This window comes from Rhizobium sp. LjRoot98 (assembly GCF_964252935.1).
In the GTDB taxonomy this organism is placed as follows: domain Bacteria; phylum Pseudomonadota; class Alphaproteobacteria; order Rhizobiales; family Rhizobiaceae; genus Pararhizobium.
In genome coordinates this window covers 172,270-185,710 of record NZ_CAXUPW020000002.1, presented here as the reverse complement: position 1 = coordinate 185,710, position 13,441 = coordinate 172,270, and the positions used below count along the sequence as shown (strand labels likewise).

General features: G+C 59.5%; 12 protein-coding genes and 1 other RNA gene. 1 reads left to right on the top strand and 12 read right to left on the bottom strand.

All coding sequences use genetic code 11. The annotated features are described in order from the left end of the window. Positions 1 to 4 precede the first annotated feature (4 nt). The 12 genes from mraY to ACSQ3J_RS09435 all read right to left on the bottom strand — a co-directional run bounded on the left by mraY (position 5) and on the right by ACSQ3J_RS09435 (position 12,236). Complete coding sequence (mraY, locus tag ACSQ3J_RS09490) at positions 5 to 1,105, bottom strand: phospho-N-acetylmuramoyl-pentapeptide-transferase (protein ID WP_037096333.1); 1,101 nt, start codon at positions 1,103 to 1,105, stop codon at positions 5 to 7. Positions 1,106 to 1,226: 121 nt separating this feature from the next. After that, positions 1,227 to 2,660 carry a UDP-N-acetylmuramoylalanyl-D-glutamyl-2,6-diaminopimelate--D-alanyl-D-alanine ligase gene (locus ACSQ3J_RS09485; protein WP_436039032.1) on the bottom strand — a complete coding sequence of 478 codons (1,434 nt, stop codon included), beginning with the start codon at positions 2,658 to 2,660 and terminating at the stop codon, positions 1,227 to 1,229. 1 nt (position 2,661) lies between these two features. Next, positions 2,662 to 4,122, bottom strand: a complete 1,461-nt coding sequence (locus tag ACSQ3J_RS09480; RefSeq protein WP_436039031.1) for a UDP-N-acetylmuramoyl-L-alanyl-D-glutamate--2,6-diaminopimelate ligase — start codon at positions 4,120 to 4,122, stop codon at positions 2,662 to 2,664. Positions 4,123 to 4,185: 63 nt separating this feature from the next. After that, positions 4,186 to 5,931 carry a peptidoglycan D,D-transpeptidase FtsI family protein gene (locus tag ACSQ3J_RS09475; protein ID WP_060506739.1) on the bottom strand — a complete coding sequence of 582 codons (1,746 nt, stop codon included), beginning with the start codon at positions 5,929 to 5,931 and terminating at the stop codon, positions 4,186 to 4,188. Then, positions 5,931 to 6,341 carry a cell division protein FtsL gene (ftsL, locus tag ACSQ3J_RS09470; RefSeq protein WP_060506738.1) on the bottom strand — a complete coding sequence of 137 codons (411 nt, stop codon included), beginning with the start codon at positions 6,339 to 6,341 and terminating at the stop codon, positions 5,931 to 5,933. The genes ACSQ3J_RS09475 and ftsL overlap by 1 nt, the downstream gene beginning before the upstream one ends. Positions 6,342 to 6,344: 3 nt before the next feature. Continuing rightward, a complete protein-coding gene (gene rsmH, locus ACSQ3J_RS09465) occupies positions 6,345 to 7,370 on the bottom strand; it encodes a 16S rRNA (cytosine(1402)-N(4))-methyltransferase RsmH (RefSeq protein WP_060506737.1) in 1,026 nt (341 codons plus the stop codon). A 14-nt stretch (positions 7,371 to 7,384) separates the two neighbouring features. Then, the gene (mraZ, locus tag ACSQ3J_RS09460; RefSeq protein WP_060506736.1) at positions 7,385 to 7,825 is read right to left on the bottom strand and encodes a division/cell wall cluster transcriptional repressor MraZ; all 441 of its coding nucleotides are present in this window, start codon (positions 7,823 to 7,825) and stop codon (positions 7,385 to 7,387) included. A 423-nt stretch (positions 7,826 to 8,248) separates the two neighbouring features. Then, positions 8,249 to 8,645: RNase P RNA component class A (gene rnpB / locus ACSQ3J_RS09455), an RNA gene on the bottom strand. A gap of 66 nt (positions 8,646 to 8,711) precedes the next feature. Beyond that, positions 8,712 to 9,902, bottom strand: coding sequence for an NAD(P)/FAD-dependent oxidoreductase (locus ACSQ3J_RS09450; RefSeq protein WP_060506735.1), 1,191 nt, complete (start codon positions 9,900 to 9,902; stop codon positions 8,712 to 8,714). A 107-nt stretch (positions 9,903 to 10,009) separates the two neighbouring features. Then, positions 10,010 to 10,540 carry a lytic transglycosylase domain-containing protein gene (locus ACSQ3J_RS09445; protein WP_060506734.1) on the bottom strand — a complete coding sequence of 177 codons (531 nt, stop codon included), beginning with the start codon at positions 10,538 to 10,540 and terminating at the stop codon, positions 10,010 to 10,012. Positions 10,541 to 10,767: 227 nt separating this feature from the next. Beyond that, entirely contained in the window at positions 10,768 to 11,532 is a 765-nt protein-coding gene (locus ACSQ3J_RS09440; RefSeq protein WP_060506733.1) for an N-acetylmuramoyl-L-alanine amidase, read from the bottom strand. After that, entirely contained in the window at positions 11,529 to 12,236 is a 708-nt protein-coding gene (locus ACSQ3J_RS09435; protein WP_060506732.1) for a J domain-containing protein, read from the bottom strand. The genes ACSQ3J_RS09440 and ACSQ3J_RS09435 overlap by 4 nt, the downstream gene beginning before the upstream one ends. Positions 12,237 to 12,551: 315 nt before the next feature. Here ACSQ3J_RS09435 and ACSQ3J_RS09430 point away from each other — a divergent pair, with 315 nt between their 5' ends. After that, positions 12,552 to 13,427: a DMT family transporter gene (locus ACSQ3J_RS09430; RefSeq protein ID WP_060506731.1), complete on the top strand. Its 876-nt coding sequence runs from the start codon at positions 12,552 to 12,554 to the stop codon at positions 13,425 to 13,427. Positions 13,428 to 13,441: the final 14 nt, after the last annotated feature.

The window sequence follows — 13,441 nt, the reverse complement described above, 5'->3', positions numbered from 1 at the left end:
TCTCTTACCGCAGCTTCAGGGTCGAAAGGCCGACCATGGCGAGGATGACGGCGATGATCCAGAAGCGGATAACCACCTGGCTTTCCGTCCAGCCGAGCTTTTCGAAATGGTGATGGATCGGCGCCATCAGGAAGACGCGCTTGCCGGTGCGCTTGAACCAGAAGACCTGGATGATCACCGACAGGGTTTCCATGACGAACAGGCCACCGATGATGACCATGACGATTTCGTGCTTGGTGGCGACGGCAACGGCACCGATCAGGCCGCCGAGCGCCAGCGAACCGGTATCGCCCATGAAGATAGCCGCCGGCGGGGCGTTGAACCACAGGAAGCCCAGCCCTGCCCCGATGACGGCCCCTAGAATAACGGCAAGCTCACCGGTTCCCGGCACGAAGTGGATTTGCAGGTAGTTTGCAAACACCGCGTTACCGGCGAGATAGGCGATCACCCCAAAGGAGGCGGCAGCAATCATCACCGGAACGATCGCGAGACCGTCGAGGCCATCCGTCAGGTTGACGGCATTGCCAGCGCCGACGATGACGAAACCGCCGAACAGGATGAAGAAATAACCGAGATTAAGCGTGAAATCCTTGAGGAACGGGAATGTCAGCGACGATCCAAAGGTCGAACCCGATACACCAGCCGAAAGCGCCGTGCGCATCATGAAGAACACGGCGATACCAGCAACGAGGAATTCGATACCGAGCCGAGCCTTGCCGGAAAAGCCCTTGTCGGACTGTTTCGTTACCTTCAGATAGTCATCGTAAAAGCCGATGGCGCCGAAACCGAGTGTCACCAGCAATGTCGAGACGACGTAGACGCTGGACAGGTCAGCCCAGAGCAACGAGCTTCCGACAATACCGGCAAGGATCATCAGGCCACCCATCGTCGGCGTTCCCGCCTTCTTGAAATGGGTCTGCGGGCCATCCGCGCGGATCGGCTGGCCACGTCCCTGCCGCACACGCAGCGACGAAATCATCCGCGGCCCGAACAGGAAAACGATCAATGCCGAGGTGAACAGGGCGGCGCCGGTCCGGAACGTGATGTAGCGGAACAGGTTGAAGAATTGAAAATGGTCCGCCAGTTCGACAAGCCAGATGAGCATGAGGGACCTTTCCCCAAAGGTTCGTTGCAGTGCCATCCATCAGAATCACCTGATGGAAGGATAACTGCGTGGTATCAAAAGTGTCAGCATAGAACAGCGGCCAATAAAGCCTTGTCCTGCCTTATTCAGTGTGTTCCGGGCCAAAAGAGGCCGGATATCGCTCAAGAAGAGCCGAAACGATCCTGCCGCAGCCGGTTCCTTTCGACGATTTGATCATCACCACATCCCCAGCGGTGATGGAGCCAAGCGCAAATTCCTTCAGTTCACCGACCGACGGACGGTATTCGACATGCGCGTTATCCGGCAAAGCATCGCGCAGATGCGCCATTTCCGGGCCAGCGAGCCAGATATCGGTAATCCCGGCCTGAACCAGCGGAAGCGCCAGCCCGGCATGAACGTCGCCAGAGGATTCGCCCATTTCCAGCATGTCGCCGAGAATGGCGATCCGGCGCCCTCCTTCAGGCAGGGCCGTGTCTTTCAGAAGCGAGATCGCAGCCCGCATCGAAGCCGGATTGGCATTGTAGCTTTCATCGATCAACACAAACGCACCCGGCCCGATCGCCAGGCGATGGCGTGCACCGCGTCCCTTCTCGGGCTGAAGTGTGGCGAGCGCAGCAATGGCCGCCTCCATATTCGCGCCAACGAGGCTGACCGCCCCCAGAGCTGCAAGGGCATTCTCCGCGATGTGCCTACCGGGCGCACCAATCGGGATTTCCAGCGTCTTGTTGTCAAGCGCGGCCCAAAGCGTACCGCGTTCCGAGCCGCCGGCATATTCGACCATGCGGAAATCGGCCTTGGCGCTGCTGCCGAAGCTATGAACATGAGCAACGCCGAGCGCGTTTGCCGCCTTCTCAAGCATGGCAAACTGTTCGTTATCGCGGTTGAGTATCACGTGGCCATCATCGACAAGGCCTTCCATGATCTCCGCCTTGGCGGCAGCGATTTCCTTGAGGTCCTTGAAATTGCCAAGATGGGCGGCAGCGATCGCGGTGATGATCGCCACGTGCGGGCGCACCATTTTGACCAGCGGCCGGATTTCGTCGGCATGGTTCATGCCGATTTCGAAAATACCGAAATCGGTATTTTCCGGCATGCGCGACAGGGTCAGCGGCACGCCCCAGTGATTGTTGAACGACGCGACAGACGCATGCACCCGGCCGGATGGCTGAAGCATGTGCCGCAGCATTTCCTTGGTCGTCGTCTTGCCGACAGACCCGGTGACGGCGATGATCTTGGCGGCGCTGCGGTCACGCGCGGCGCAGCCGAGCCGCACCATAGCGTCGAGAACGTCATCGACGACGATCATCGGCGCGTTCAACCGTCCAAGTGCTGGCAGTTTCGCTTCGCTGACAACCAGAAGGGTTGCGCCATTGGCCATCGCGATACCGGCATAATCATGCCCATCGACACGGTCGCCCTTGATGGCGAAGAAGGCCTCTCCCTTGCCGAGAGACCGGCTATCGATGGAAATGCCGGTGATGCCTTCCGGCAGATTGCCCATCGGGCGGCCGTGCATAGCCGCCATCAGGTCGCTCGTGGTCCACAGAAAGCCCAAATCAATGACCTCCCAATGCCTTGCGCAATTCGTCATGATCGGAGAATGGCAGGGTAACGGAGCCGATGGTCTGCCCCTCCTCATGCCCCTTGCCCGCGACGATCAGCGTATCGCCCGATTTCAGCATGTCGACAGCAGCCTTGATCGCCTCGGCGCGGTCGCCGATCTCGGTGGCGCCTTTCGCCGCAGCCATGATTTCGCTGCGAATGACGGCAGGCACTTCCGAGCGCGGATTGTCGTCGGTGACGATCACCACATCGGCAAGCCGCGTAGCGATCTCACCCATGATCGGACGCTTGCCCTTGTCACGGTCACCGCCGCAGCCGAACACCACGATGATGCGGCCGGTGGTAAACGGACGGACGGAGGTCAGGACGTTTTCCAGGGCATCCGGCTTGTGGGCATAGTCCACATAGGCGAGTGCGCCCTCTTTGGTATGACCAACCAGTTCGAGACGGCCGGACGCACCCTGCAGCTTTTCAAGGGCAGCCATCGTCGCTCGGGCGCTAACGCCGGTCGACATGGCGAGACCTGCCGCAACCAGCGCGTTCGATATCTGGAAATCGCCGGCAAGCGGCACTTGCACTTCGAAAATCTCGTCGCCGACATGGATTTCGGCAATCTGCCTGTGACGGAAATGCTCGACCCGCTTCAGCGACAGGTAGTCACCTTTACGGCCAACAGTCAGCACCAGATGTCCCGCGGCTCTTGCAGCAGCAATCGCCTGTGCCGACCAGGCATCATCGGAGAAGATCACCGCCGGCGAGCCTTTTGGCAAGACACCATCGAACAACCGCATCTTTGCAGCCATGTAGTCCTCGACGGTCGGATGATAATCCATGTGGTCGCGGCCAAGATTGGTGAAGCCAGCAGCAGCAAGGCGGACGCCATCAAGCCGGTTCTGGTCCAATCCGTGGCTGGACGCCTCCATCGCAGCATGGGTAACACCGGCATCGGCCAGTTCGGCCAGCAGTTTGTGCAGCGAAACCGGGTCGGGCGTCGTCAGCGAACCATAATCGTTGCGGCCGGGCGCAATCACGCCGGTCGTGCCGATCATCGCAGCCGCAAAGCCCGCATGCGCCCAGATCTGCCGGGCAAAGGAGGCAACTGAGGTCTTGCCTGCGGTCCCGGTGACGGCAACCATCGTATCCGGCTGGTTTCCATAGAAGTTGGCTGCGGCAATCGCCAGCACGCGGCGCGGTGTGAAGGCAGACAGGACCGGAACGGGCGTCTCGCCTGCAGCCTTGACGCCGGTCACAACGGCAGCCGCCCCGCGGGCGATGGCATCGTCGATAAAAGCCTTGCCGTCGGCCTTGCTTCCCGAGAGAGCAACGAACAATGAACCCGGGGCAACCTGCCGGCTATCGGCGGTAATGGCGGCGATATCGATGTCGCCGGCCCCTGAGCCCAGCTGTGACGCAATTTCCGGGAAATCCTTCCCGATCAGGTCTTTGATCTTCATGGATGCACTTTTCAGTTATACCGACGCGCCGGGCGGCGAATCCTCCAGATTGTCATTCCATGGTCAATAAGACACAAGCAAGGCAGAACCGTCTTCACCGAACTTCGGCTCGACGCCGAGAAGCGGCGCCGAACGGCTGATGATATCGCGCACCATCGGTGCAGCGGTGTTGCCTGCCAGTGCCGCGCCATTGCCCTTGTCGGTTTTCGGCTCGTCAATGAAGGTCAGGACCACGTAACGCGGATCATCGATCGGAAAGCCGGCCAGAAAGGCGTTGAAGTTGGCGTCGTTCGAATAGCGGCCGTTGACGACCTTGTCGGCCGTACCAGTCTTGCCGCCGACATTGAAGCCCGGCACGCGGGCGTTGCGGCCTGAGCCGTTGACGCCGTTCCAGCGGAACAGGAAGCGCATGTCGTCGCTGGTCGATTTCTTGATGACCTTCGTCGAGGCCGCCTGAGCCTGCTCCACCGTGCGCGGCAGGAAGGTCGGCTCGATCAGACTGCCGCCGTTCAGAAGGGCCGCTCCCGCCACTGCCGTCTGCAGCGGTGTGGTCGAGACGCCATGGCCGAAGGAGATGGTGATCGAGTTGATCTTCTTCCACACACGCGGCTGGCTCGGCGTTTTCACTTCCGGCAGTTCGGTCGGCATTTTGGTCAGCAACCCGATGCGGGTCAGGAACTCTTTGTGGTCTTCGATGCCGACGATGTCGGCCATCTTGGCGGTACCGATGTTGGATGAATACTGGAAGATTTCCGGTACGGTCAAAACACGGCGCTTGCCGTGGAAGTCCTTGATGGTGAAGCCGCCAATGCGGATCGGGTTGGTGGCATCAAAGCTGTCGGTAAGCTTTACCTTGCCGGAATCGAGCGCCATCGCCGTTGTGAAGGACTTGAAGGTCGAGCCCATCTCGAACGTACCGTTCGACATGCGGTTCATCCAGCCTTCCTTGGCTCCATCGGCCGGCTTGTTGGGATCGTAGTCCGGATAGGAGACCATGGCGAGGATTTCGCCGGTCTTCACATCCATCACCACGCCACCTGCGGCAAGCGAACGGAATTTCGTCATCGCGTCGACGATGACATCGCGCATGATATTCTGCACCCGAAGGTCGATCGACAGCTTGACGGGCTCAAGCTTGGCATCGCTGGTCATGCCGATGGCAGCGAGATCGGCCAGCCCCTGATTGTCGATCCAGCGTTCCATGCCGGCGATACCGCGGTTGTCGACATTGACGTGACCGACGATATGCGAGGCAGTTGCGCCGCCCGGATAGAAGCGGCGCTTTTCCGGCCGGAAGCCGATACCAGGAATGCCCAGCGCCAGGATTTCGCTCTGCTGCTTGGGGGTCAACTGACGGCGCAGCCACTGGAAACGCGACTGCGATTTCAGCTTGTTGTAGATATCGGCGACGTTCAGGCCGGGCAGAACGGTTGACAGCTGCTCGACGGCTTCATCGGCATCGACGATCTTGTGCGGTTCCGCATAGAGCGAGACCGTGCGGATATCGGTCGCGAGGATTTCACCGTTGCGATCAAGAATATCGGGGCGCGACGCCATCAGATTATCGGCACGGCCGATGCTCGAGACCATCTCCGGCTGGGCCAGACCGTATTGGACCAGACGGCCACCTATGATGCAGTAAACAGCCGTAAAGCTGGCGATGACGATCGCAACCCGGCTTTTCGCCTGATTGCTGGTCCGCTTGCGCGTGCCTTCGAACGGCTTGCCGAGATCACCGGGATGATTGTTGCCGCCGGCGGAGAAGTGAGCCTTGCTCTTGACGACCATGATGCGGGAAAGAAAAGACATCAGCGATCCACCGAACCGGTTGCAATATCGTCCGTGTCAACCACGGGCTTCTTCGCCTTGGTGTTGCCCTTGCCCTTCGCCAACCCCATGGCTTCCAGAACGTCCGCGGGCGGCGGCATGTCGGCCTTCAACATCGGCAATTCTTCCGGGCGGGAAAGCTGGGTCGGGTCGGTGGGCGCAAGCTGCAAATCCTGCTGGTAGACGCCGACGAGTTTCTCCAGCCTGTTTGGCTGCGTCAGCAGCGCCCAGTCGGCGCGCAGGAGATCGATCGTGTCTTCCTCAAGCTTGATCCCCGCCTCCAGCTTGCGAACCTCTTCAAGCTTGTTCTCGGCCTGATGCTTGATCGTGTACGTGACCGTGGCGGCGGCTGTCATGACGACGATCAGGACGATGTCAAAACTACGCAACATGTCTCAGCCCCCCATCTTTCCAAGGCTTGCAAGGTTCGGCAAATCGAAAATGGACAGGTCATCTGCCTCGGGCGGAGCCGCGGTCCGCGCACCAACCCGCATTTTGGCGGACCGGGCGCGTGGATTGCGGGATGCTTCTTCTTCGCTTGCCGCCACCATAGACTTTCCAACTGGTGCGAAAGTTGCCGCGCGTTCATGCGCGATCGGCAGATGACGGGAACCCGAGGCCTTGCCGGCGCGATCCTGGAAGAATTTCTTGACGATCCGATCTTCCAGCGAATGGAAAGTGACCACAGTCAGCCGCCCGCCGGGCTTCAGGCAACGTTCAGCCGCAAACAGCGCACGGGCAAGCTCGCCAAGCTCGTCATTGACGAAAATGCGCAACGCCTGGAAGACGCGCGTGGCGGGATGGATCTTGTCCTTGGCCTTGCGCGGCGTCACCAGCTCGATCAGACCGGCGAGATCGCGGGTCGTGACGAATGGCTCTTCGAGGCGGCGCTTCTCGATGGCGCGGGCGATGCGGCCGGACTGTGGCTCTTCACCGAGAAAGCCGAAGATGCGTGTGAGATCCGACACCTTGGCGCGATTGACGACATCGGCGGCAGAGACGCCATCCGACGACATGCGCATATCGAGCGGGCCTTTCCGCTGGAAGGAAAAGCCGCGATCCGCCTCATCGATCTGCATTGAGGAAACCCCGATATCCAGCACGATGCCATCAAGACCACCGTCGGGAGCATGCTGCGCAAGATCGGAGAACTGGGAATGGACAAGGGTGAGATGACCGGCGCTGGCAGCGACCAAGGGCTGACCGCCCAGAATGGCTGCCGGATCGCGATCAAGCGCGATCACATCGGCACCAGCAGCAAGAATCGCCGACGTGTAACCGCCCGCGCCAAACGTTCCATCAAGGATGATTTTACCTGGAGCAAGATCCAGGCTTGCGAGAACCTCGGGGAGAAGAACCGGAATGTGACGGACCGGTCCGCCTTCGGCATCAGCAAAACCTGTGCCTTGATCCGTCATCATTCCGCCTCTCCACTCTAGCCCGAGCGCAGACCTCGCAATCTGTGCTCTTCCCTTGCCGCTGCCTGCGCTTCCGCAAACACGTGCGGCGCCCACAACTGAAAATGATCCGCCCGCCCCACGAAAGTGACTTCCGTGTCGATACCCGTGAAATCGCGGATGAAATCCGTGACCATCAACCGGCCTTCCTGGTCGAGCTTCATGAAGACCCCGCCCCCATGAACCAGGAGCGACATCTGATTGGCCCGTGGCGAGAACGGATCCTCGCCACTGATTTGCCTTTCGAAGCGATCCAGCAATTCGGGACCGCCGGCGCTGATAGCCGGAAAGACGAAATCCTGAAAGCAGTAAAGCTCCCGAATATCGAGCGCCGACAAGACAGAACGAAACATCGAAGGAACGGAAACCCGCCCCTTGGAATCGATCCTGTTTGTCGCATGCGAAAGGAAGCGGTTCATGACACGGTACAGCCGTTCCCGGTGGACATGCCAGCCCCAACAGCCCACACGCACCATCAAAAGGACACGCAGCACCCCACAGCCGGGCGACATGCCCGATCGAAAACCCCTTACGGAGCAACTCCGAAACTTGCGGTGAGTAGGCTTGAATCAGCCCGTGTGCAGTGCATGACTGGGATAACATGGGACCATATGGGCGTCAATGGGATTTGCTCTATTTCAGCACGCGTCGTCAGCAAATATTGATAGTCTGTTAAGTTTAACAAATGGTTACAAACGCACAGTCAAGACTTTGGATTCCCCGGCGAATCATGCCGCATGGATTTCGTGTATTATATTTTAGTAATCTAAAATTTAAATACATATTCAAACAGATACGAGATTTAGAAGATCGCCACCTGTGAAGTTGAAAAAGAAGGGAAATTTGCCAGTTGGCCTGTAAGCCGGGTTCTGTATGGCTCCGGCCCGAAAGCCGGAACGTGGCAGCCATTCATCTGGGACAACGCTTGCGCGCTGCCTCCTGCAACCCACCCGGATGACTGGCCCGGAAAAGGCCGGAACGCTTGCGCGAACCACGTCATCCCTATTCGGTTTTGCTCCCGGTGGGGTTTGCCTTGCCACTCATGTTGCCATGCGTGCGGTGGGCTCTTACCCCACCCTTTCACCCTTACCTGCCGAGGCAGGCGGTATTCTCTCTGTGGCACTTTCCCTGGGGTCGCCCCCGCCGGACGTTATCCGGCACCGTTTTCCCGTGGAGCCCGGACTTTCCTCCCCCCGCAACCTTTCGGTCATAGCGGAGCGCGGCTGCCCGGCCAACTGGCCCGCGGTCCATAGCCGAGGTGTCCGGCAATTGCCAGTGACAAAAGTAAAAAGATATGCGGGCACTCTATCTGAAGCAGACGGCAAAATCCGTATCGTATTCGGGCGCATCGAGCACACCGTTCAAAAGCAGCGACGCGCCGAGCCGGCCGATCTCGTCCGAACTTTTTGCCGCCGCGCCATTGCCACCAGTCAAAACAGCAACGCGATCCGTATCGGCAAAGCCGATATAGGGATAACCGTGGCGGGTGAAGGTGGTCACGCAAGGGCTCCAGCGGAGCGAAGCAGGCACAAAGGACGGCATGGCGCGGGATAACAAGCCCGCCATATGGTCGGCAGCGGATCGATTGGCCTCTCCCCGGAACCAGGCGCGAACCTCCGGCTCCGATGCAATATTGACGTCGCTCGGATCGCCACCAATCTTGATATAAAACTTACCACCTGGATAACGGATCGGCGGCAAGAGATAATAGCTCTCGTCTTGCTGAAGCGCAGACCCAATCAGCGACGGCATTCCGGCAAATCGAGGGAGATCAGCCTCCGCCACCTCGGCAAACAGCACGGTGCGCGCCTTGACGGTGAGATCCAGAGGCCGGGCAAGTAATTTCGCGGATATCGAAAATCCGCCAGCAGCGATAACGGCGCGGCCGCCCTTCAAAATCGCTCCGTCAACCGTACGAACATTCACACTGCTTCCGACACGCGCGACTGCAGAGACCTCTGACGAAACAACCGTAACCCCGGCCTTTTGAGCGAGAATGACTTGGGCCTTGACCAAGGCGCGCGGATCGATATGGCCCGCGTTGCGCGGTTCGAAGACGCCGCCATAGCCCGGCGGAAACCGGAACCAGGGAAACTGCCCAGCCAGTTCCTGCTCATCGACAAACGGTGCCTCGACGCCAAGACGGTTGCGGGCGGCGATGACGTGGTCGAGCGTTGTTTCCTCACCACCCGGCAAAGGTGCGGCGATCAGGCAGCCCGCTTCGCTGTAGAAGCCGACACCACTGCCCGTTTCGATATCGGCGTAGCGCTCAATGGATCGCTGCGCCAGAAGCGCCCAGACAGGATCGGGATCGATCGTGCGGGTGATGCGGCCATTGTCGTAATGACTGCTGAAAACACCATCGTGGCTCGCCCAATTTTCCGGCTCGTCCGGCCCGATCAGCGCGATCTTTGCGCCGCTCTTTGCCAGATGGCGGGCTGCCGCCGCCCCCATCATGCCTTTGCCAACAATGATGAAATCGAATGTGCCTGCCATGATGCGCCCTCGGGAAACGATCCCTCGGCAATATCATGGCACCAGCCAGCTGGCATCTGCGAACTTGAAAATACGGCGCCGGATTTTCGGTCCGGCATCCTCTGGCATCAATCGATGATCGCCTGAACCTTGCCGCAATAACGGCGCGATACCGGGTTCATCTTCTTGGCGCCGTGCCCGGCATTGTAGCGCAGGATCGTGCCGCAGGTGAAACCGCCGGACAATTCATGTGCCATGGCGAGATATTTCATACCGAATTTGATGTTGGTTTCGGGATCGAACAGGCCCTGTTTCCCCCCGGAATACCCCATCATGCGCGCTGTTGCGGGCTTGATCTGCATCAGCCCGACTTCGCCGGCGCTGCCGCGTGCCTTGGGATTGAAATTGCTTTCGACCTTGATCACCGCATGGGCGAGATCGACCGGGACGCCATACTGCTTGGCATAGGTCTTGATCAGGCCGCTGTAGACGGAAGATTTGAGGGAATCCGTGCCCGGTGAGGGATAACCGGTCGTTCTGTTTACTGGCTTGATGGAGGATGTGATGGTCTTGTCGGTGCCCCCGGCATACGACGTTTCAACCCCAGAAAACAGCATGCAGAAGCATGCCGCCGCCGCAGCAAGATACGATAGTCTCATTTAGCTTGAAGTCTCCACTTTCGGGCGCCACGGCCTCTTGGGCGCACCCCGCCCTGCCGTCTCACATCCCGATTTTCGTCATCAACAGGAATGGCTGGAGGCCTGAATTCCCTGCGGTTTGGTATGGCCGCAAAAGACCCCGGCATCGTGGTGATGATGTGGCAGTGCACAAAATTAATCGGAAAGCAGCCGGAAACGGCCTTCGGAATGACCGGCAGGGCAACGGTTCAGCGGCTGAAATCCGGCAGGGTCGAGAGCAGCCTGTGCAGCGTGTCCAGCGTCGAAATATCGGCGATGCCATCGACCTGCGCTGGACGGAAATGCCGCTGGAACGCGGCCACCGCACCTTCGGTTTTCTCGCAGAAAACGCCTGTCACTTCAATTCCGTAGCCATAGAGCGACAGCATAGTCTGCACAGCCTCGACAGGCTGGCCCTGATCGCCACGCTGGAAAAATCGACCGCCACCGATCGGGGCCGGTGGAACCCAATGCCCGACGCCGCCGGTATGCAGCCGTTCCCAAGGAAATTTTTCTCCTGGATCAACCTTGCGAATAGGGGCGATATCGCTGTGAGCCAGCACCCTTTCCGGGGTTATCGACCACCGCTCGCCGCAATTTCGACACAGTTCAACGACCGCATCAATCTGTATGGAGGGGAAATCTGGCAGCCCGCCGGGATGGCCGGCATTGGCGATTTCGATGCCGATCGAGCGCGAGTTGATGTCGGTCTCGCCCTTCCAGCTGCTCTTGCCCGCATGCCAGGCGCGGCGATCCTCTGCAACCAGCTGATCGACACGGCCATCCTCATGGACGAAATAGTGACTGGAAACCTGGCTTTCGTCGCGGCAGAGCCAATCGAGGGCTGCAGCCGCCGTCTCCATGCCGGTATAATGCAGGATGATCATGTCGGGCTTCAGCCCGCCTGCCCTTTCGCCATGATTGGGCGATGGCACGAAACGTGCTGTGGGGTAGTCACAGGCGAAGTCCGTCATGCGGCGCGGCGTTCTTTCTCGATCGCCTCATAGGCGGCATTGAGTTCAGCCATGCGATCATTGGCGATCGCCTGCAGTTCTTGCGGCACGCCCCGGGCAACCAGAACGTCCGGATGGTTTTCCGACACCAGCACACGGTAGCGCTTGCGGATGATCGCAAAATCGTCCTTCGGCGAGACGCCAAGGATTTTGTACGGATCGGCGCCGGCGCTATGAATGTGGCGGGCCATAATCTCCTGAAAGCGCTCTTCCTTCATGTGGAAGATCTCGGCAACGCGCGTGAGAAAGTTCAATTCCTTCTCATGAACGGCACCGTCGGACTTGGCGATATGGAAGAGCCCGTCGATGATGTCTTCCAGCACGGGGCAATTTTGATCGCAGGACACGCAAAGCGAAGCGAGCTTTTCGGCATAGGCCTCGTAGCCGGCGACGTCCTGACGGGCCAGATTGTAGAGCCGGGCGACATTCTGTGCCTGGTCGTCGGGAAACTTGAAGATATCGCGGAATGCCGACACTTCGGCCTCGGTGACGATACCGTCGGCCTTTGCCATCTTGGCGGACAGCGCGATCATGGCAACGGAAAACGCCACCTTTCGGCGCGTTTCCGGATCGCCTTCAAACAGCGTCCGCACAGCTTCAATCACACCGGCGAGCGCATTGCCCGTCGCGGTGACGATGCTGAGGATGCTATCCCAGAATGACATAGGCACGTTCTTTCCCATAGTTGGCTGATCCACGTATTTGAAGTGGAAATGGCACGGGCAGTGCGTCCATGCGCAAATGCAAGGCGGCTCGCACGGCTGTGCCGCCACGACAATCATGCAGCTCACCAACCAGCATGACCAGATGTTGGCGCGGATTGCAAGGCGCCAGAGCCGCGGATCAGACTGAAATGACGAATTTGTGATGGCACCTCACTATTATAGCATTCGTTGTCGTGATCGTCCAATCATGCAAATGAATTTGGCTTCGAACCAGGCAAGGTGCGACCGGACAACCCACGTTCCGTTGGAGTTCCGATGCGTATTTCCACCCACCCGCAGGCCATGGGCATGGCACTTGGCCTGATCGGCGTCATCATCTTCGGCGTCACCCTGCCGATGACCCACATCGCACTTGGCGGCTTTTCCCCCTTCTTCATCACCTTCGGCCGCGCCGTCATTGCCTCGATCGCTGCCGGACTAACATTGCTCGTGATGCGCAGGCGATGGCCAAAAGGACAGGGCACAATTCTGCTCGGCGCTGGCATCTGCGTAGTCTACGGTTTCCCCATTTTCTCCACCACAGCGATGCAGACCATTCCTGCCAGCCATGGCGGCGTCATCCTCGGAATCCTGCCGCTCTTGACCTCGATCTTCGCCTCCCTTGTCGATGGCGAGCGGCCGGGTGCGGCCTTCTGGGCCTATGGCCTTGCCGGTGCGGCACTGGTGGTGTTCTTCTCCATCCGCGAAAGTGGCTTTCACCTGCAGGCCGGCGACGCATGGCTCTTTCTCGCCGCCATCACCGCGTCGCTCGGCTATGTCTTGTCGGCCAAGGTCTCGCGGATCATCCCGGGATGGGAGGTGATTTCCTGGGCGCTGGTCATCACCGCACCGCTCTCCGTCGTTGCCACGCTGTTGGTGATGAAGGATGGAATTCAAGCTCCAACGGCTGCCGAACTCGGCGCCCTCTCCTATCTCGGCCTGATGTCGATGTTTGCCGGTTTCATCTTCTGGAATGCCGGGCTGGCGCTCGGCGGTATCGCGCGGGTGGCGCAGGTGCAACTGCTGCAAACATTCGTCACGCTCGCCGTCTCCGCCGTCCTGCTCGGTGAAGTGATCAGCCCCTCGACAATTGGCTTTGCCATTGCCGTTGCCCTGATCGTCTGGCTCGGACGAAAAGCGCGGATCGCCTGATCCGTCCACCGCCA

Bases quoted from the DNA above. Each gene is read 5' to 3' on its own strand.
- mraY (WP_037096333.1), bottom strand. From the start codon at position 1,105: ATGCTCATCTGGCTTGTCGAACTGGCGGACCATTTTCAATTCTTCAAC.
- ACSQ3J_RS09480 (WP_436039031.1), bottom strand. From the start codon at position 4,122: ATGAAGATCAAAGACCTGATCGGGAAGGATTTCCCGGAAATTGCGTCA.
- ACSQ3J_RS09475 (WP_060506739.1), bottom strand. From the start codon at position 5,931: ATGTCTTTTCTTTCCCGCATCATGGTCGTCAAGAGCAAGGCTCACTTC.
- ftsL (WP_060506738.1), bottom strand. From the start codon at position 6,341: ATGTTGCGTAGTTTTGACATCGTCCTGATCGTCGTCATGACAGCCGCC.
- rsmH (WP_060506737.1), bottom strand. From the start codon at position 7,370: ATGATGACGGATCAAGGCACAGGTTTTGCTGATGCCGAAGGCGGACCG.
- mraZ (WP_060506736.1), bottom strand. From the start codon at position 7,825: ATGAACCGCTTCCTTTCGCATGCGACAAACAGGATCGATTCCAAGGGG.
- ACSQ3J_RS09450 (WP_060506735.1), bottom strand. From the start codon at position 9,902: ATGGCAGGCACATTCGATTTCATCATTGTTGGCAAAGGCATGATGGGG.
- ACSQ3J_RS09445 (WP_060506734.1), bottom strand. From the start codon at position 10,540: ATGAGACTATCGTATCTTGCTGCGGCGGCGGCATGCTTCTGCATGCTG.
- ACSQ3J_RS09440 (WP_060506733.1), bottom strand. From the start codon at position 11,532: ATGACGGACTTCGCCTGTGACTACCCCACAGCACGTTTCGTGCCATCG.
- ACSQ3J_RS09435 (WP_060506732.1), bottom strand. From the start codon at position 12,236: ATGTCATTCTGGGATAGCATCCTCAGCATCGTCACCGCGACGGGCAAT.
- ACSQ3J_RS09430 (WP_060506731.1), top strand. From the start codon at position 12,552: ATGCGTATTTCCACCCACCCGCAGGCCATGGGCATGGCACTTGGCCTG.